The organism is Brachybacterium sp. GCM10030267 (assembly GCF_042666875.1).
Classification (GTDB): Bacteria; Actinomycetota; Actinomycetes; order Actinomycetales; family Dermabacteraceae; genus Brachybacterium.
The window spans coordinates 52190-69552 of record NZ_JBHTCX010000002.1 but is presented as its reverse complement, the minus strand read 5'-3'; the positions used below and the strand labels follow the sequence as shown (position 1 = coordinate 69552).

The 17363-nt window shown below is 71.5% G+C and carries 16 protein-coding genes and 1 tRNA gene; 9 read left to right on the top strand and 8 right to left on the bottom strand.

The features are described from left to right. The first annotated feature begins 5 nt into the window (after window positions 1–5). The 4 genes from rplI (at window position 6) to ACFQS2_RS00710 (ending at window position 2720) form a co-directional block, all read left to right on the top strand. The gene (gene rplI / locus ACFQS2_RS00725; protein WP_377017869.1) at window positions 6–476 is read left to right on the top strand and encodes a 50S ribosomal protein L9; all 471 of its coding nucleotides are present in this window, start codon (window positions 6–8) and stop codon (window positions 474–476) included. Window positions 477–612: 136 nt separating this feature from the next. Continuing rightward, window positions 613–897 carry a hypothetical protein gene (locus ACFQS2_RS00720; protein WP_377017867.1) on the top strand — a complete coding sequence of 95 codons (285 nt, stop codon included), beginning with the start codon at window positions 613–615 and terminating at the stop codon, window positions 895–897. Between the two features lie 186 nt (window positions 898–1083). Continuing rightward, window positions 1084–2442, top strand: coding sequence for an amino acid permease (locus tag ACFQS2_RS00715; protein ID WP_377018130.1), 1359 nt, complete (start codon window positions 1084–1086; stop codon window positions 2440–2442). 194 nt (window positions 2443–2636) lie between these two features. Further along, window positions 2637–2720, top strand: a tRNA-Leu gene (locus ACFQS2_RS00710). Window positions 2721–3053: 333 nt separating this feature from the next. On the opposite strand, the gene ACFQS2_RS00705 is transcribed toward ACFQS2_RS00710, so the two are convergent. After that, entirely contained in the window at window positions 3054–3611 is a 558-nt protein-coding gene (locus ACFQS2_RS00705; RefSeq protein ID WP_377792365.1) for a TetR/AcrR family transcriptional regulator, read from the bottom strand. Between the two features lie 83 nt (window positions 3612–3694). Between ACFQS2_RS00705 and ACFQS2_RS00700 the strand changes: the two genes are divergently transcribed. Then, complete coding sequence (locus ACFQS2_RS00700; RefSeq protein ID WP_377792364.1) at window positions 3695–4624, top strand: SDR family NAD(P)-dependent oxidoreductase; 930 nt, start codon at window positions 3695–3697, stop codon at window positions 4622–4624. 13 nt (window positions 4625–4637) lie between these two features. On the opposite strand, the gene ACFQS2_RS00695 is transcribed toward ACFQS2_RS00700, so the two are convergent. Continuing rightward, a complete protein-coding gene (locus ACFQS2_RS00695; protein WP_377792363.1) occupies window positions 4638–5027 on the bottom strand; it encodes a MerR family transcriptional regulator in 390 nt (129 codons plus the stop codon). A 54-nt stretch (window positions 5028–5081) separates the two neighbouring features. On the opposite strand from ACFQS2_RS00695, the gene ACFQS2_RS00690 reads away from it, so the two are divergent. Beyond that, complete coding sequence (locus tag ACFQS2_RS00690; RefSeq protein ID WP_377017859.1) at window positions 5082–6062, top strand: aldo/keto reductase; 981 nt, start codon at window positions 5082–5084, stop codon at window positions 6060–6062. Window positions 6063–6089: 27 nt separating this feature from the next. On the opposite strand, the gene ACFQS2_RS00685 is transcribed toward ACFQS2_RS00690, so the two are convergent. From ACFQS2_RS00685 to ACFQS2_RS00660, 6 genes are all read right to left on the bottom strand, one after another. Next, window positions 6090–6638 (bottom strand): NYN domain-containing protein, encoded by a 549-nt coding sequence (locus tag ACFQS2_RS00685; protein WP_377017857.1) that lies wholly within the window; start codon window positions 6636–6638, stop codon window positions 6090–6092. Between the two features lie 42 nt (window positions 6639–6680). Then, window positions 6681–9080 (bottom strand): PQQ-binding-like beta-propeller repeat protein, encoded by a 2400-nt coding sequence (locus tag ACFQS2_RS00680; protein WP_377792362.1) that lies wholly within the window; start codon window positions 9078–9080, stop codon window positions 6681–6683. A gap of 111 nt (window positions 9081–9191) precedes the next feature. Then, window positions 9192–10418: a formaldehyde dehydrogenase, glutathione-independent gene (gene fdhA / locus ACFQS2_RS00675; RefSeq protein WP_377792361.1), complete on the bottom strand. Its 1227-nt coding sequence runs from the start codon at window positions 10416–10418 to the stop codon at window positions 9192–9194. Between the two features lie 218 nt (window positions 10419–10636). Next, on the bottom strand, window positions 10637–11698 hold the full coding sequence (locus ACFQS2_RS00670; protein WP_377017851.1) for a Gfo/Idh/MocA family protein: 1062 nt from the start codon (window positions 11696–11698) through the stop codon (window positions 10637–10639). 53 nt (window positions 11699–11751) lie between these two features. Beyond that, window positions 11752–12651, bottom strand: a complete 900-nt coding sequence (locus ACFQS2_RS00665; protein WP_377792360.1) for a sugar phosphate isomerase/epimerase family protein — start codon at window positions 12649–12651, stop codon at window positions 11752–11754. A 4-nt stretch (window positions 12652–12655) separates the two neighbouring features. After that, window positions 12656–13843 carry an ROK family protein gene (locus ACFQS2_RS00660; RefSeq protein WP_377792359.1) on the bottom strand — a complete coding sequence of 396 codons (1188 nt, stop codon included), beginning with the start codon at window positions 13841–13843 and terminating at the stop codon, window positions 12656–12658. Window positions 13844–14040: 197 nt separating this feature from the next. Between ACFQS2_RS00660 and ACFQS2_RS00655 the strand changes: the two genes are divergently transcribed. The 3 genes from ACFQS2_RS00655 to ACFQS2_RS00645 all read left to right on the top strand — a co-directional run bounded on the left by ACFQS2_RS00655 (window position 14041) and on the right by ACFQS2_RS00645 (window position 17183). Continuing rightward, on the top strand, window positions 14041–15561 hold the full coding sequence (locus ACFQS2_RS00655) for a YdiU family protein (protein WP_377017844.1): 1521 nt from the start codon (window positions 14041–14043) through the stop codon (window positions 15559–15561). A 265-nt stretch (window positions 15562–15826) separates the two neighbouring features. After that, entirely contained in the window at window positions 15827–16381 is a 555-nt protein-coding gene (locus tag ACFQS2_RS00650; RefSeq protein WP_377017842.1) for a type 1 glutamine amidotransferase domain-containing protein, read from the top strand. A gap of 208 nt (window positions 16382–16589) precedes the next feature. Further along, window positions 16590–17183, top strand: coding sequence for a hypothetical protein (locus ACFQS2_RS00645; RefSeq protein ID WP_377017840.1), 594 nt, complete (start codon window positions 16590–16592; stop codon window positions 17181–17183). The last annotated feature ends 180 nt before the right edge of the window (window positions 17184–17363 follow it).

The window sequence follows — 17363 nt, the reverse complement described above, 5'->3', positions numbered from 1 at the left end:
CGAACATGACCACCAAGCTCATCCTCACCAACGAGGTCACGGGCCTCGGAGCCGCCGGGGACATCGTCGATGTCCGGGACGGCTACGCCCGTAACTTCCTCCTGCCCCGCGGTCTCGCGACCCCGTGGACCAAGGGCGGTCAGCGTCAGCTCGACCAGATCCGTGCCGCCCGCGGCAAGCGCGCGATCGCGACCCTGGAGGAGGCCCAGGCTCTCAAGGCCAGCCTCGAGTCCAAGCCCCTGGTCGTCGCCGAGCGCGCCGGCGAGAACGGCCGCCTGTTCGGCGCCGTCTCCTCCAAGGAGGTCGCCGAGGCCGTCAAGGAGACCTTCGACAAGGACATCGACCGTCGCACCGTCGAGTTCCCGACCCCGATCCGCTCGCTCGGCGAGCACAAGGCCACGGTGCGCCTGCACGACGAGATCTTCGCGAACCTCGTCATCCAGGTCGTCGCCGCCAAGGCGTCTGCCAAGGCCTGAACGACCCGCTCGACGTCCGCGTCGACCGCTGAGGATGCCCCGCACCGCTCTGGTGCGGGGCATCTTCGTCTCCGGGCGCTGTGCGGGCAGGCCCCGTCGTGCGACCCCCGTCGTGCGACCGCGATAGATTCGTCCCATGTTCGGACGCGCGAAGCAGCAGCAGGCACGGATCGAGTCGCTCGAGCGACGGGTCCGCGAGCTCGACGGGCTCGTCGGCCATCTGGCTGAACGTGCGGGGCTCAGCGAGACGGAGCGGCTGCACCTGCGCGAGACCGCCGGGCCGAGCATCCCCGAGCAGTGCCGCCGACTCGTGGCGGAGGGGAAGATCATCCAGGCCATCAAGGTGTACCGCGAGCAGACCGGCGCCGGACTGGCGGAGGCCAAGGACGCCATCGACGCCTATCGCGGCCGCACTTCCTGATCGTCCTCGGGGACGTCCCGGCGGCTTCGAGCACGCCGCGCGCCCGGTGAGCACGCAGTCACCCCGGATTCTGGCTACCCTCGTGCGGTGACCTCTCCAGCTTCCTCTCCCGGCCCCGCGACCGACGGCGCCTCGCCGGCCTCCTCCACCGACGGCCACCTCGCCCGTTCCCTCGGCCATGGCCAGATGGCCATGATCGCCATGGGCTCGGCCCTGGGCACCGGGCTCTTCCTCGGGTCCGGCGAGGCGATCGGCATCGCCGGACCGGCGGTGATCATCTCTTTCGCGATCGGTTCCCTGATCGCCGCGACCATCGCGCTGGCCATGGGGGAGATGGCCTCTCTCCATCCCGTGCGCGGCGGCTTCGGCACGCTCGCGGCGCGCTACCTCTCCCCGTTCTGGGGATACCTCTCGCGCTGGCTGTACTGGATCGTCACGGTCTCGGTCACCGGAGCCGAGCTCGTCGCCTGTGCCGCCTACCTCGCGTACTGGGTCCCGGCGATCCCCGTCTGGGCGGGCATCCTGCTGTTCGCCGCGGTGATCATCGCGATCAACCTCGCCAGCGTCGGCTCGTTCGGGACGGTCGAGTTCTTCCTGTCTTCGATCAAGGTCATCGCCGTGGTGGTATTCATCCTGGTCGGCCTGATCCTGGTGTTCGTCGGCATGCCGAGCGCGCCGGCCCCGGGGCTCAGCGAGCTCACGGCCGACGGCGGCTTCGCCCCGATGGGCTGGGCCGCCGTGTGGGTCGCCCTCTCGGTCGTGATGTTCTCCTTCGGCGGCATCGAGCTGCTGTCCATCACTGCCGCCGAAGCCAAGGATCCTGCCCGCTCGATCCGCACCGCCGCCCGCACCACCATCGTGCGCCTGGCGTTCTTCTACGTGCTCTGCATCGGCATCGTCGTCGCGCTCGTGCCCTGGCAGCAGGCCGCCGGCACCGGTGAGGACGTCGCCACCTCCCCGTTCGTGATGGTCTTCGACCGCATCGGCATCCCCGGCGCCGCCCACATCACCAACCTGCTGGTGCTGATCGCCGCACTATCGGCGGCCAACGCGAACCTCTATGCCGGCTCCCGCATGCTGCACTCCCTGGCCTCCGACGGGCTCGCGCCCCGGTTCGCCGCGGCGATCACTCGCAGCCGGGTGCCCGTCGTCGGCATCGCGTGCAGCTCGCTCGGCATCATCGCCGCCGCGGCCCTCGCCTTCAGCGGTGTGGGCGGAGTGTTCGGCTACATGATGAGCCTGGTCGTCTTCGCCGTGCTGATGGTGTGGTCACTGATCCTGGCCAGCTACATCTCCTTCCGCCGCACGGGGGCCACCGGGGCGACGTTCCGCATGCCGGGCGGGACGGCGACCGCGGTGGTGGGACTGATCGGCCTCGGCGCCGTGTTCGCCACGGTCGCGGTGCGGCCCAGCATGCAGGTGGCGGCTCTGGTCGGCGTCCCGGCGGTGCTGGTGGCGACCATCCTCTACTTCGCCATCGCGCGGCGCCGGATCGACCCGGACGACGTGGAGGCCGCCTTCGACGAGGCGGAGCGGATGCGCTGAGGTCCCACTTCGGATGACCGGGGCCGGGATGGCCTCGGTCGGCCTCCCTGGGCCTGCGCGTCGCACGTGCCTCGTCCGATCCGGCGGCGTGGCGTTCGTTACTGTGCGCCGTGTCGTTTTGAGCGGGGCGGCACCCGAGGGGTAACCTAGAGCAATCTTCGGTCTCGGTGAGTGATCCCCGGTGCCGAAGGCACGCGCGAGTGGCGGAATTGGTAGACGCGCACGGTTCAGGTCCGTGTGCTCGGAAGAGCGTGGGGGTTCAAGTCCCCCCTCGCGCACCGCAGGAATTTCCCCGGTTCACCCAGGTGGGCCGGGGATTTTCGCGTCCGGGGGCAGCCGCACCCGCGGGCCATCCGCGGGCGGCCCCACATGTACTGCTCCCACACGTGGACGGGCCCCATCCGCAGACGCCCCACCGGCGGACGGTCCCCACCCGCATAGTGTCCCGCCCCTATCGCTGGATCCGCGACCCTGTTGCTTAGCGCGCGCGATTCCAACAGGCTCACGGATCTCACGGATCTCACGGATCTCACGGATCTCGCGGATCTCGCGGGCCTCACCGCACCTGACGGCTCCCACGGATCTGGCGAATCTCGCGGGCCTCAGGGTGCTCACGGCGCGGGGCGATCGTCCCGTGGGGGTGCCAGTCCGGAGAGCATGATGTCGAGCAGGAGGTCCTGGTCCTCGCCGTTCCCGAGTCGGACGGCATGCTCCACGCCGCAGACCAGCCGCTGGACCTGGCCGATCGAGAGGTCGGGGCGCACCGCACCGGCGGCGACGGCGGCGTCGAGCAGCGCGCCGGCACGGTCGAAGAGCTCCGCGCGCAGTGCTCGCGCCTCCGCGGAGACGTCGTCCGCGAACCACATCTGCTGGAGCCCCTCGTGCTCGAGCTGCGTCCGCACCGCGCCGCGGAGGAACCGTACGAATCCCCGGCCCGCGTCGGGCTCCTCGGCTGCTGTACGGGCCAGGTCCACGGTCTGCTCCAGGGCATCGAACGAGAGCGCCTCGATGAGTGCCGTGACGGTGGGGAAGTGCCGGTAGACCGTCCCCACCCCGACTCCCGCGGCTCGCGCAACCTCGTTCAGGCGCAGATCGTCGAGGGGGCAGCCGCGGGCGGCTTCCAGAATCTTGGCGCGTGACCTCGCGGCATCCGATCGCAGTGCAGGCATGCAGGCATCCTACGCGATGCGGATAGCCCATCCGTTTGTGGGGTACGCTGAAGCGGATCAACTATCCGAATCGAGGAGCTCCCATGCCCTGGTACCCCACACACCTTCCGGACCTCAGCGGTCGCACCTACGCCATCACCGGGGCGACCGGCGGCATCGGCTACTTCGCCGCCGAGCAGCTCGCGGCGGCGGGCGCCGAGGTCGTGCTGGCCTCCCGGTCGCGCGCCAAGCTCGACGTGGCCGCGGCGGCGATCCGCGCCCGTGCTCCGCACGCGGTGACGCACCCCATCGCCGTCGATCTCACGTCCCTGGCATCCGTGGCCGAGGGGGCCGAGCAGCTCGCGTCGCTGCCGCGCCTGGACGGGATCTTCCTCAACGGAGGGCCGATGCAGCTCTCCGCCGGCGCCACGACGCAGGACGGGCTGCCGCTGATGACCGGCGCGCACACGGTCGCGAACCTCGCCCTGGTCGCGGGTCTGCTGCCTGCGCTGGTGCGGCAGGGAGCCTCGGCCGATCGCTTCCCGCGCATCGTGCACGCATCCACCGGTTTCGTCACCAGGTTCCCCATGGACGTCTCGGCACCGCGCACCGCGCCGCGGGTGGGCATCGCGGCCTACACCAAGGCCAAGACACTCACCGAGGTGTTCGCCTTCGAGCTGGACCGGCGACTTCGGGCCGCGGAGCTGCCCGTGGCCTCGATCGTCACCAAGCCCGGGGTGGGCGTCGATGCCAAGACACCGGAGCGCGCGGGGATCCGGGACTCCTCGGTGAGCTACCAGCGCAACCCGCTCACCCCCTGGGCACAGGGGAAGGACACGGCGGCCTGGTCGGGAGTGCGCGCGCTGGCCGACCCGGAGGCGGCGGGCGGGCAGTACTACGGGCCTGCGGGGAGCTTTCGCGGCCTCCCGGTGCTGGGGACCCCGGCGGCTCACACCGCTGCCCCCGATCCGCAGCTCGCCTATGCGATCTGGGAGCAGCTCGAGCAGCTGGCCGGAGTGAGCGTGCCCGTCTGAGGTCCGTTACTCGTCAGGTGCTCCCGGCGTCCCTGCTGACGTGGCTCTGCGGCTGCTCCTCGTACCACTGCAGCTTCTCCTCGAGACGGGTGCGCCACCGCTCAAGCTGCAGGGCCTGCTCCGCGAGCGATGCCTGGTGCTCACGCAGCAGCGCGATCCGCTCGGGAAAGGTGGCGGGATCGCGGCACAGCTCCCCGTAACGGCGCAGCCTCTCGATCGGCATCCCGGAGTCGCGCAGGCAGTGCAGGAAATCCAGCGTGGCGAGATCCCCGTCGTCATAGGCGCGATGCCCTGCCGGGGTGCGCGCGACGGGAGGGAGGATGCCCTCGCGCTCGTAATAGCGCAGTGTGTCGATCGAGAACCCGCTGCGCTCGGCGGCCTCCGCCGTGGAGTACGTCCTCATGCCGCACACAGTAGCCCTTGACCCGGAGCGCGCTCCAGGGTGTGTGGTCCTGCCATGAACCCTGCAACCGATCACACGCACCCCACCCCCTCCGCTCGCCCCGTCTCCCCGCTGGTGCTCGGAGCCATGGCCTTCGGCACCCGAGTGGGCGACGAGGAATCCTTCGCCCTGCTGGACCGGTTCGTCGAGCAGGGCGGCGAATGGATCGACACGGCGGACTGCTACGCCTTCTGGGACTCGCCGGACGGACGCGGCGGCGCGAGCGAGCACGTTCTCGGCCGCTGGCTGGCCGCGCGGCCCGGCGTGCGCGAACGCGTGCGCCTGTCGACCAAGGTCGGCGCCGAACCGCTGTGGGCAGGCTCCTGGCCGCGGCACCGTGCCGGGCTGAGCCGACGCGCGATCCATGACGCGTTCGCCGGCAGCCTCGAGCGTCTCGGGGTCGACCACGTCGACCTGCTGTGGCTGCACCAGGAGGACCGCTCCGTCCCCCTCGAGGAGAGCGTCGACGCGCTCGGCGAGCTGATGGCCGACGGGTCGGTCCGTCGCGTCGGCGCCTCCAACCACCCCGCCTGGCGGGTCGAGCGTGCCCGGGCGCGAGCGCTCGCCCAGGGCATGAAACCTGTCGACGCGCTGCAGCTGCACGCGAGCTATCTCCGACCCCGCCCGGGTCTCCTGCCGGAGGGGAACATCCACCCCTTCGGTGTGCTCGGGGAGGAGCAGATGGACATCGCCGCCGAGCACCGGATGGAGGTCTGGGGGTACACCACGCTGCTCGGCGGGGCATACGACAATCCGGCGAAACCGATCCCGGAGGCCTACGAGCATCTCGGCAGCGCACGGCGCCTCGCCGCGCTGGACGAGGTGGCCGCCGACGCAGGAGCCAGCCGTGGGCAGGTCGTGCTGGCCTGGCTCGTCCACCGCGGCATCCGGCCGATCCTGGGCGGCAGTCGGCTGGAACAGCTCGAGGCGGCGCTGGAGGGCGTCGGCCTGCCCCTGTCCACGGACCAGTTCGCTCGACTGGACGGAGCCGGCTGAGAGCACCCGGCAGTGCCGGGCCCGAACTCAGATGAACTCGAGCGGATCGAACTCGTCGATGTCGATGATCCGCACGCGGGGCAGGCGGCTGGTGAACGCGCCGACGTCGTACTCGAGGTCGTGGAACTCGATGCCGGGGATCTCCCGCAGGCCGGTGGCCATGAACTCGCCGAAACCGATGATCGCCGTGCGGCGATCCGGCGTCGCGGCCAGGTTCTCCATCTGCGGGGTGAAGTCGTTGTCGTGGCTGACCAGCATGACGTCGGCCGGACGGTCCTGGAGCGCCTCGGCGGTGCGCTGGATCGCGATGTCGACGACCTTGCCGTCCCCGCGCAGCGGAACCGCCTTGTATCCCAGCGCGATCAGCGCCTGGACGAACCCCGAGGGCAGGCTGTCGCCGACGGCGAGGAAGAACAGGCCCTTGGCGGGCTGGTCCCAGGTGACCTCGGCGTGGTGGAGCAGCTTGTTCCACCGCGGCCGCTCCTCGGGCTGGGGGCGACGCCCCAGGACGGAGACACCGAGGGTCGCATCGATGTTCTCGCCGTCCACGAGGAGATAGGTGCTGCGTTCGCTCATACGGTGACCCTACGCGCTCGGCGGCGCCTCAGGGCGCGCCGCTCACACGGCCGAGACGTCGAGGACATCGAGCGCCCGCACGACGCCTGCCTGGTCCCCGACCAGCACGACTCCATGGCCCTCCAGCAGTGCGGGGGCGGCCAGGACCCGGCCGGGGCCCACCTGGCGCAGCGGCGTCACCGTACCGGCCGCGGTGTCCAGGAGCGAGAGCACGGCGCTGAAGCTGACCTGCAGCCACGTGCCCGCCGACGGGCCCGGGATCGGATCGGCGTCCAGCGAGATCTGCAGCGCCCGATCCAGCGGCGTCGCCGCTCCGTCGGCCGCGTCGATCAGCAACGGTTCCTTGCGTTCCTGGACGGCGAGGATGCGTCCGTCCTCCAGCAGCTGCGGGGCCGAGTACATGGCACCGGCGGCCGTGCGCCACCGCTGCTCGCCCGTGGCCGCGTCGAGCGCGAACAGGTCGGTCACGGTCCCGAGCACGACGGTGCTCTCGTCCACGGCCAGCACCGTGCAGTTCCACGGGCCGTAGAGGAGGCGCTGATACGGGGTGGTGCGGGTGGTCAGCTCCGCGCTCCAGATCTCCGCGCCGGTCCGGGCGCTGTAGCAGCGGGCAGTGCCGTCGCCAGCGCCGAGCACGAGGCGGTCACCGACCAGTGCGGGGCGGCCGCTGGACTGCTGAGGGATCGCGGTCGACCACACCGTGCTCCCGTCCGCCGCCAGGCGGGCGAGCCGGTCACCGGCGCTGACGAACACCGCCGCAGCGCCGTCGACCGCGGTGGCCAGCGGGGTGGAGGCCACGGGGAGGCCCAGGTCGGCGCGCCAGAGCTCCGTGCCGTCGGTGACCGAGAGCGCGTACAGGTGGTGGTCCGCGCTGGGCACGTGCAGGACGGACCCGTCGGCCGACAGCGCCATGCCGCGGTGGACCCCGCCGACGCCGACAGACCAGTCAGTGCTCAGGCGCGAGCGGTCCAGAGACAGACGAGCGACGGTGCCGGAGCCGGTCGCGACCAGCGCAGAGACCTCGCCCACCGGCAGGATCGCGCCGCTGACGGCACCGTCCAGCTCCAGGGCGTCCACCTCGGTGACCGACCCGCCCTCCACGGAGAAGGGTGCGGAGGCCTCCCACAGCCCACCGGCCTCGTCCACACCGCGCACCCGCATCGTGCAGCGGCCCGGCAGGGTCTGCGAGAGGTCGAGTTCGCCGCGCACGCGCCGGCCGCGCAGCTCGAGCTCGCTCCAGGTGCCTTCGGCGACCGAGCCGTACACGGACTGGTCGCGCAGCTGTGCCCGCGCCGCGGTGAGCGAGTGCGGGGCTCCGAGGCGCGCGGTGACCTGCGCGGTGTCGCCGGAGACATGCACCGAGACGTCCTGCAGGAAGGCGTCGGACTCACGGGCGGTGCCGAGGTGGAGCGGGATGGACGCGATCTCCTCCACGGTGCGTTCACCCTCCGCCCCGGGAGCCGGCTGGGTGATCGCCTCGACGAGCATCTCGCGCGTCTCCGGCTCGGGACCGCCGCGCAGCGTGAGCAGGTAGTGGACGGGCTCGTTCTTGATGGCACGGCCGGTGATCAGCACCGTCCCGTTGTCGGTGACCGTGGCCTCGCGGTGGACGTGCCCGGCCAGGACCAGGCGCACCGGGTGCTCAGCGAGCACCGAGAGCAGCTGATCGCCGGCCCGCACGTAGTGGTTGTCGGCCCCCGGCGGCCAGTGCATCACCAGGATGCTGGGCATCGTGCCGGCGGCCTGCAGGTCCTCGCGCAGCCACGCCAGGGTGGCCGGATCGACGTGGGCCTCCTCCTGCAGGGGCGCGCCCGCCTCGAGCATGATCACGTGCACGCCGAGATGATCGAAGGAGCGTGAGCCCTCGTGGAACCGCCGGCGGTACTCCTGACCGGCCGACGGGTCCCAGCGCAGCTCGTGGTTGCCCGCGACGTGCTGCGTGATCTCGGCGGCGTCAGGGCCCAGCAGGTCCTGGTAGGTCTCGTACTCGCCGCTCGATCCGAACTCGGTGAGGTCGCCGCCGTGCAGCAGCAGCGGGGCACCGGAGGCACGGATGTCCTCCAGCACGAGGCGCAGGTGCTCCTCCTGCTGCTGGGGGATCGAGTCGATGTGCACGTCGGTGAGGAAAGCGGCGAACACCTGCGATTCCCCGTCGGCCGGTCCCTCCGCCCCCGCCCCGGTCGCGGGCAGCGCGGGGCCCGCCGCGTCGGCTCGGACCGTGGTCAGGCCCGCGGAGGCCAAGCCGGCCGCCCCGGCGGACACCGCGGCGGCGCCGAGCACCGTGCGGCGGCCGAGCGGCCTCGCCGTGACGGCCGAGGAGCCGGCGCGTGAGGACCGAGGCAGCGAGGACGGAGCCAGCGAGGACCGGCCGCTCGACGACGGGGCCGACGAGGACGCGGGGGACGAGGGCAGCGGGGCGTCGTACGACTCGGGGGAGGGCATGGCGAGAGGCTAGCGAGCGTGGTCGCCCCGCCGAGTGGACTGCGGGTGAACCTCTTTCGACGCTTCAGTCCGATCCGCCCACGTCAGCTCGACGTTCTTCCCCACGACTCCTCAGATCGACTCGACCTTCCCGGTGACCCCGTGCGGATCGATGACGTACTTCCGGGCCGCGCCCGCGTCGAAGTCGGCGTACCCCTTGGGGGCGTCGTCCAGTGAGATCGCGGTGGCCTTGACGGCGTCGGCGATCGTCACCTTCTCGTGCAGGATCGCCTCCATGAGCTGACGGTGGTACTTCATCACCGGGCACTGGCCGGTGGTGAAGGACAGCGCCTTGGCCCAGCCGAGCCCGAGCCGCAGCGAGAGCGAGCCCTCCTGGGCCGCCTCGTCCACGCCGCCGGGGTCGCCCGTGACATACAGTCCCGGGATGCCGAGCCTGCCACCGGCACGGGTCACATTCATCAGTGTGTTCAGCACGGTCGCCGGGGCCTCGCCGGCGTCCTTGCCGTGGCCGCGGGCCTCGAATCCCACGGCGTCCACTCCCGCATCGACCTCCTCCCGGCCGAGGACGCGGGCGATCCCCTCGCGCGGATCCTCGGAGGAGACGTCGATGGTCTCGCAGCCGAACGAGGCGGCATTGGCCAGTCGCTCCGCGTTCATGTCGGCGACGATCACGACCGCCGCCCCGAGCAGCTGGGCACCGACGGCCGCTGCGGTGCCGACGGGGCCCGCGCCGGCGATGTACACGCTCGAACCCGGGCCGACGCCGGCGGTGACGGCACCGTGGTACCCGGTGGGGAAGATGTCCGAGAGCATCGTCAGGTCGAGGATCTTCTCCATCGCCTGGTCCTTGTCGGGGAACCTCAGCAGGTTCCAGTCGGCATAGGGAACCAGTGCGTACTCCGCCTGGCCGCCGACCCAGCCGCCCATGTCGACATACCCGTAGGCGCTGCCGGGCCGGTCGGGATTGACGTTCAGGCAGATCTCGGTGCGCTGGGTCTTGCACATCACGCAGCGCCCGCAGGAGATGTTGAAGGGGACCGAGACCAGGTCGCCCTTCTGGATGAACTCCACGCCGGGCCCGGTCTCGACGACCTCACCGGTGATCTCGTGGCCCAGCACCAGGCCTTCCGGGGCGGTGGTCCGGCCGCGGACCATGTGCTGATCGGAGCCGCAGATATTGGTGGTGACGACTTTGAGGATCGCCGCATGGGGGAGCTGGCGGCCGACGTTGTCGGGGTTGACCCCGGGCCCGTCCTTCAGCTCGAAGGTGGGGTACTCGGTGTCGATGACCTCGACCTTGCCGGGACCCTGGTAGGCGACAGCGCGATTGGTGGACATGAACGGCCTCCTTGCCGGTGGGCGGCCTCCCGACGCTCCGTCACGTCGGGGACGAGCCGCACCACCTCAGGTTCCGTGTCGCAGGTCACATTGTCAACGGCTGGGAGCAGGCCCGCTCATGAGGTCGGGGCGTCGCACGGGCCACGAGAGAGGGCACCGAGCGGCAGCTGCCGCTCGGCGCCCTCCTTCAGGTGCGCCGGGACCCGACGGAATCCGGCTCAGACCAGCGAGACCTCCCGGCCGGACTGCGCGGACTCGTAGATCGCCTCCAGGATCCGCACGATCTCCACGCCGTGCCACGCGGGGGCGACGCTCTCGGCGCGGCCCAGGCCGGCATCGACGAAGTTCGCGATCTCGTGGGCGAAGCCCGGGCCCATCTCGAACGTGCCCGAGGAGATCTGCGGGGCGATGTTGACCACCGAGTCGTGCATCTCGGTGGCGATGTGCAGATCCGGCTCCAGATCGGCGCCGCCCTTGTCGCCGTAGACGGACACGTCCAGGGAGTCCTTGGTGGCGTGCAGCGAGTAGGAGCAGTCCAGCAGCAGCGAGGAGCCGTTCTCGAAGCGGATCACGGCGTTGGCCATGTCCTCGACGCTGTTCTTCGTCGGGTCGTAGTCGGAGACCTGGTAGCGCGGCATCGTGGTGATGTTGGCCCGGTTGCCCAGGTGGTCGTAGGTGTTGCCGCTGACGGAGACCGCCTTGGGGCTGCCCATGAGGTACCAGCACAGGTCCAGCACGTGGATGCCGATGTCCAGCAGCGGGCCGCCGCCGGCGATCTCCTTGTCCGCGAACCAGCCGCCGGGGTTGCCCATGCGGCGGATGCAGCTGGCCTTGGCGTAGTAGATCTCGCCCAGTTCGCCGGCGTCGATGAAGGACTTCAGCACCTGGCAGTTGGGGGAGTGGCGACGCACGAAGCCCACCTGCACCACGCGGTCGGAGGCCTCGACGGCCTTCTGGATCTCCAGTGCCTCGGCGAGGGTGCGGGCGATGGGCTTCTCCACCAGCACGTGCTTGCCGGCCTCGATCGCGGCGATGGCCCAGGTGGCGTGGGAGTTGTTCCAGGTGCAGATGCTCACGCCGTCGATCTCGGCGTCGGCCAGCAGCTCGTGAGGGTCGGCGTAGGCGCGCGGGGCGCCGTAGCGGTCGGCGACGGAGCGAGCGCGTTCGAGGTTCACGTCGCTGATCGCGATCAGTTCGACGTCCGGGTTCGCGGCGTACGCGTCGAGATGGAAGCGGGCGATGCTGCCGGCGCCGATCACGCCGATGCGGAACTTCGTCATGGTGGGGTGGTCCTTCTGGCCGGGGCCGATGAGTGGTGCGGGGTGGGAGGAGGTCAGGCGTTCTCGAGCAGCCGACGGGCATTGGCGAGCCCGCGGGAGGCGCCGAGCAGGCAGTCCTCCCAGCCCTCGAACTCGATCGAGGCGTAGCCGCGGTAGTCGGAGTCCTTGATGGCGCGCGCGATGGCGGGCAGGTCGAGGTCGCCGTTGCCGACGACGGCTCCGCGCAGGTGCTTGCCGCCGCGGCTGCGGAACCAGCCCTCGCCGGGATCGGCATCGGTCGGGCGGATGTAGAAGTCCTTGAAGTGGACGACCATCGCGTAGGGCAGGTTCTGGGCGACGGAGACCTCGGGAGCCTCGTCGACGCACACGAAGTTGCCCACATCCAGCGTGGTGCGGAAGTTGGGCTCGTCGACGGCGTGGATGATCCGGCGCACCCGGTCGGCGGCCTGCACGAAGAAGCCGTGGTTCTCGAGGCTGGTGGTGATGCCCTTGGCCGCGGCGTACTGCGCGATCTCCTTGCTCGCGGCCACGATCGAGTGGAGAGCCCGCTCGAAGACGGGCGTGTCGTCGCCCGGAACCGGGGCGTGCGGGGCGACGTCGTGGCGCAGCTGGCGGATGCCGAGACGGTCGGCGAGGTCGACGTAGGCCTTCACCCGGGCGACGCGGGTGGCGAGCTCGGCCGGATCCTCGGTGACGAAGTCGGCGCCGATCGCCAGGGTGGACAGCGTCACGCCCGCGCCGTCCGCGGTGGTGCGGATCCGATCCACGGCGGCGCCGTCGTACCCGATGCTCGGGATGGGGGAGTCTGCGGCGTCGCTGAGCGCGGCCAGCTCCAGGTGCTCGCCCTCGCTCGCGGCGACCCAGTCGATCACCTGGGGCAGGGTCATCTCCCCGGTGCTGAGTTTCGCGTGGAAGCTGTAGGAGCTGAAGCCGAGGGTGAGATCGGAGGTCACGGAGTCATCCTTCTGTCGGGGCAGTGGCAGGGGCAGGGGCAGGGGCAGGGGCAGGGGCGGGAGCTGTGTCAGGAGCTGGGGCGAGGAAGCGGGTCCACGGGGGCGGCACGTCGGGCACCCCCACCAGGCGCGTCGAGCCGTGCTCGAAGGCCCGCCCGAGCGCTCCGACCAGGGAGCCGTCGGTGGTCAGGCGCGCGGCGACCACGTCGGGCCGCTCCGGCGCCATGAGCAGGTGGTGGATGTGGCGGCGGAGGGGGTCGAGCAGCGTGTCTCCGGCACGGGAGACGCCGCCGCCGACGACGACCAGCTCGGGGTCGATCGAGAGCAGAACGGTCACCAGTCGAGGGGCGATCTCGGCGCAGAAGGCGTCGATCTCCTGCTCCGCGGCGGCATCTCCCGCCGCGGCGCGCTCGAACAGGGGCCGGGCGTCCTCACCGGTCGACCAGGTCAGCCGGCCGCGGCGGGAGCTCTCGGTCCAGCGCATGCCGCGCTGGATGCCGAGTTCACCGGCCAGCCGATGGCTGCCCTGGAGGATCACTCCCTCGACGATCAGCGCCACCGAGATGCGATGCCCGATCTGGACGAAGGCGATGCTGTCCGCCGGCGGGCCGAGATGCCGTTCCGCATACGCGGCGAGCTTGATGTCGTTCTCGACCACCACCGGGCACTCCAGCTGCTGTTCGAGCTCGTCGGCGACGTCGATGCCGACGAGGTCGGGCAGGGCGAGGCTCTGCGCGAGGCGGCCGTCGGCGGCGAGGATGCCGGGGACGGCGACCGCGACCGAGCTGGGGCGGTGGCCGGTGGAACGGATCGCCTCGACCGCGGCCGGCAGGCGCGAGCCGTCCTCGGCGGCCACCGTGCGCTCCATGAGGATCTGACCGGAGGCGTCTGCCAGCAGGCAGCGGACCGAGTGCGAGCCGATGTCGACCGCGGCGGCGGTCGCGGCGGCCGGCCGGAAGGCATAGCGGCGCGCGGGCCGGCCGGGCTGACCGGGCTCGGCCGGGGCAGCCGGCTGCACGGACCCGGCGCCCTCGAGCTCCTGCAGGACGCTGGCGACCGTGGGGCGGGACAGGCCCGTGCGGGAGGCGATCTCGGCCAGCGCGAGCGGGGCGGCGGCCTCGCGCAGGGCGAGCAGGCACTCGCGCGAATTGGCCTGGCGCACCGCGAGCGCGGCGCGGTCGGCATGTGCCATGCGGCGTCCCTTCGGTGATCCGACCCGTCCGCGGTCCGACGCCGGCGAGGGCGGGGCTGCGACGAGGGCCCGGCGAGGCTTGTGAAACCGGGTTTCAGAATGGTTCGGCAAGCCTCGCCGCTCGATCACCCTCCTGTCAAGGCCGGGGGTGGGAGCGGTAGCGTGGCCGGGGACGTCGACCGGGAGGAGGCGATGGTATGGAGAGCACGGAGCCCGTGCAGCCCCGCGGCCCGCAGCTGCACCAGGCCTATGCCGCCGCGGTGCCCGCCCTGTCGGTCCCGTGGCAGGCGCAGACGCCGCCGTCACCGGAGATCGCCTGGGTGAACGAGGACCTCGCCGCAGACCTCGGCTATGACCCGGCCTGGCTGCGCGGCGAGGCGGGGATCGGGCTGCTGACCGGGCAGCTCGATGAGGCCGGAAGGCCCCTGCCCGCCGGTGCGCCGGCTCCCGAGCATCCCTTCACCACCGCCCAGGCCTACGCCGGTCATCAGTTCGGCTCCCCGAACCCGCAGCTGGGAGACGGCCGCGCCGTGCTGCTCGGCGACGTCCTCGATGCTTCGGGCAGGCGCCGGGACCTCCATCTCAAGGGCTCCGGACCCACGCCCTTCGCGCGCGCCGGGGACGGCAAGGCCCCGCTCGGCCCGATGCTCCGCGAGGCCGTCGTCGGCGAATCCCTCCACGCCCTGGGCCTTCCCACGACGCGCGCGCTCGCCGTGCTCACCACCGGAGAGTCCATCGCGCCCCGCCAGGGCGTCACCCCCGAGCCGGGGGCGATGCTGGTGCGCGTGGCCGCGAGCCATCTGCGCGTGGGCACGTTCGAGTTCGCCACCTGGCACCACGACCTCGACGTGCGCCGGGCGCTCGCCGAGCACAGCATCGATCGCCACCACCCTGCCGCCCGCGACGCCGAGAACCCGGTGCTCGCCCTCCTCGAGCACGTGGCAGGGGCCCAGGCCGAGCTGGTCGCGCAATGGATGCTGACCGGCTTCGTCCACGGCGTGATGAACACCGACAACATGGCGCTGTCCGGCGAGGGCATCGACTACGGCCCCTGCGCCTTCCTCGACGAGCATCGCCGCGGCGCCGTGTTCAGCTCGATCGACCGGGGCGGCCGGTACGCCTACGCCAATCAGCCCGGCATCGCCCTGTGGAACCTCTCTCGCTTCGCCGAGACCCTGGTCCCGCTCATCGATCCGGAGAACCCGAACGCCGCGGTCGAGGCCGCCACCGCCGTGCTCGAGCGGTTCGAGCCCCACTACCTCGACGCCTACGCCCGCGGCCTCGCTGCCAAGCTCGGCATCCCGGCTGCGGCCCCGCCCGATGTGGTCCGTGCCCTCGGTGCGGACCTGTTCACGCTGCTCGAGCAGCAGCACGTGGACCACACCGGCTTCTTCCGCGCACTCACCGACGGCCGCGCGGCGGAGCTGTTCCAGGACCGGGCGCCCTTCGAGGACTGGCACCGGCGCCTGCTGGAGCTGCGTGGCAACGGGGAGGCGGCCGATGCCGCCCGCGCGGCGATGGAACAGCACAACCCCGTCTACATCCCCCGCAACGTGCATCTGGACTCGGCGCTGCGTGCCGCGCACCTGGGTGACCTCGACCCGGTGCGGACCCTGCTGGAGGCCGTCCGTCGGCCCTTTGATCGTCGCGCGGGCCTCGAGGAGCTGGAAGGCCCCGGCGACGGCGGCGCGGATTTCATGACCTTCTGCGGAACCTGAGGTCGCGGGCTCCGGGGCCGCAGTTCAGGGCTGGCGTACCTGAGACCACCTCAGGGCCGGGGGACCTCAGAGCACGGAGAGGCTGAGCGCTGCGGCATCCCGTCGTGGCGGCGCCTCACGCTCGTCCGATCGGTCGGGGCGCTGGAGGGGCATTTTGCTACGGTCGATCCCGAGGCGGACCCGGCGCCGCAGCACTCCGCAGGGAGCCGGTTGCCGGGCCCTCGCCGCCGCGACATTTCGGGAAGCACGAGGGAAGGACAGCACCATGAGCACTGCCCTGAACGGCCGTAAGGTCCTTATCCTGACCAGCAACTTCGGTACCGAGGCCGACGAGCTCCAGCGCCCGCTGGATGCTCTGCGGGAGGCCGGCGCCGAGGTGACCGTGGCCGCGCCGAAGCAGGGCGCCGTGACCACCATGAAGGCCGACAAGGAATTCGGCCCGGAGGTCCCCGTCGACGCCACCACGGACTCCGTCAACGCCTCCGACTTCGACGCGATCGTGCTGCCCGGCGGCACGATCAACGGCGACACCGTGCGCACCGACGAGACCGCGCAGTCCCTGGTGCGCTCGTTCGCCTCCGACGGCAAGCCCGTCGCCGCGATCTGCCACGCCCCCTGGCTGCTGGTGGACACCGGCCTGGTCGAGGGCCGTGACGTCACCTCGGTCCCGACCATCCGCACCGACCTGGTCAACGCCGGCGGCAACTGGAGCGACCAGGAGGTCGTGGTCGATGAGTCCAAGGGCTTCCGGCTGATCACCTCCCGCACGCCGGATGACCTGGACGCGTTCAACAAGGCCATCGTCGACGCGCTCAGCTGAGCCGCGGGCCGCGAAGGCCGCGAGTCTGCATGACCGCGCGGTCCGCTCGTCCGCCCCGCCTGACCGAGGCCGCTCGGGTGCACTCCCGGGCGGCCTCGACGTAGCCTGTCGCCCCATCGAGTCCGGCCGGCTCGCTCCGTCGAGGTCGGCCGGCTCGCTCCGCCCAGCATCGTGGCCCCGTCAGCCCTGACAGCCCAGGAGGCATCCCATGACCCAGACCGGTGACTTCACCCCCGACCCGACGCAGGATCCGGCCACCGCCCCGGACCCCGACCCCGCCGTCGACCCCGAGCAGGACCCGGCGCTGGGGCCGACCCAGGATCCCGCTCTGGAACCCGAGGCGGACCCGGCCGAGGACGATGCCCCCGTCGACCCCGCCCAGGACGCGGCGGAGGACGCTGCCCTGGACCCGGCGCAGGAGACGGCCGAGAACATCGCTGTGGACCCGGACGAGGACCTCGAGCTCGAGGAGACCGTCGAGACGAGCCAGGACGAATACGCCCGGGCGGGCGACGAGGCGCCCGGCGAGCCCAGCATCGACGACGCCCTGGAGACCGACCGGGTCGCCGCCGAGGGCGGAGATTCACGCAACACGGACGGCTTCCGCTACGACGCCACACAGGACCGCGGGCTCGAGGAGTACGCGGCGGCCGAGCAGGGCAACCGCGAGGGCGACGAGATGGTCACCGACGGTGACGGGCCCGACGAGACCAGTCAGCTGGCCGGCTCCGACGCCGACACGGTGGCAGCCGACCCCGACACCACAGAGTTCAATCAGGAGTTCACCGACCCGGGAGCCTGAACGCCCGGTGTGACGGACGACACGCAGGGACCGTCGTGACCTGCGATGATGGACGAACCTCTCAGGATGCCCCATGCTACCTGTGAAGAGCCCGTGAGGATTCTTCGATCGATTCGGGACCGGTGACCCGCTCGCCGGTCGCGGTCGATGTGCACAACTGCTTCCCGATTCCCGGAGGAC

Coding starts and splice junctions, on each gene's coding strand:
- rplI (WP_377017869.1), top strand. CDS start 6: ATGACCACCAAGCTCATCCTCACCAACGAGGTCACGGGCCTCGGAGCC.
- ACFQS2_RS00720 (WP_377017867.1), top strand. CDS start 613: ATGTTCGGACGCGCGAAGCAGCAGCAGGCACGGATCGAGTCGCTCGAG.
- ACFQS2_RS00715 (WP_377018130.1), top strand. CDS start 1,084: ATGGCCATGATCGCCATGGGCTCGGCCCTGGGCACCGGGCTCTTCCTC.
- ACFQS2_RS00705 (WP_377792365.1), bottom strand. CDS start 3,611: ATGCCTGCACTGCGATCGGATGCCGCGAGGTCACGCGCCAAGATTCTG.
- ACFQS2_RS00700 (WP_377792364.1), top strand. CDS start 3,695: ATGCCCTGGTACCCCACACACCTTCCGGACCTCAGCGGTCGCACCTAC.
- ACFQS2_RS00695 (WP_377792363.1), bottom strand. CDS start 5,027: ATGAGGACGTACTCCACGGCGGAGGCCGCCGAGCGCAGCGGGTTCTCG.
- ACFQS2_RS00690 (WP_377017859.1), top strand. CDS start 5,082: ATGAACCCTGCAACCGATCACACGCACCCCACCCCCTCCGCTCGCCCC.
- ACFQS2_RS00685 (WP_377017857.1), bottom strand. CDS start 6,638: ATGAGCGAACGCAGCACCTATCTCCTCGTGGACGGCGAGAACATCGAT.
- ACFQS2_RS00680 (WP_377792362.1), bottom strand. CDS start 9,080: ATGCCCTCCCCCGAGTCGTACGACGCCCCGCTGCCCTCGTCCCCCGCG.
- fdhA (WP_377792361.1), bottom strand. CDS start 10,418: ATGTCCACCAATCGCGCTGTCGCCTACCAGGGTCCCGGCAAGGTCGAG.
- ACFQS2_RS00670 (WP_377017851.1), bottom strand. CDS start 11,698: ATGACGAAGTTCCGCATCGGCGTGATCGGCGCCGGCAGCATCGCCCGC.
- ACFQS2_RS00660 (WP_377792359.1), bottom strand. CDS start 13,843: ATGGCACATGCCGACCGCGCCGCGCTCGCGGTGCGCCAGGCCAATTCG.
- ACFQS2_RS00655 (WP_377017844.1), top strand. CDS start 14,041: ATGGAGAGCACGGAGCCCGTGCAGCCCCGCGGCCCGCAGCTGCACCAG.
- ACFQS2_RS00650 (WP_377017842.1), top strand. CDS start 15,827: ATGAGCACTGCCCTGAACGGCCGTAAGGTCCTTATCCTGACCAGCAAC.
- ACFQS2_RS00645 (WP_377017840.1), top strand. CDS start 16,590: ATGACCCAGACCGGTGACTTCACCCCCGACCCGACGCAGGATCCGGCC.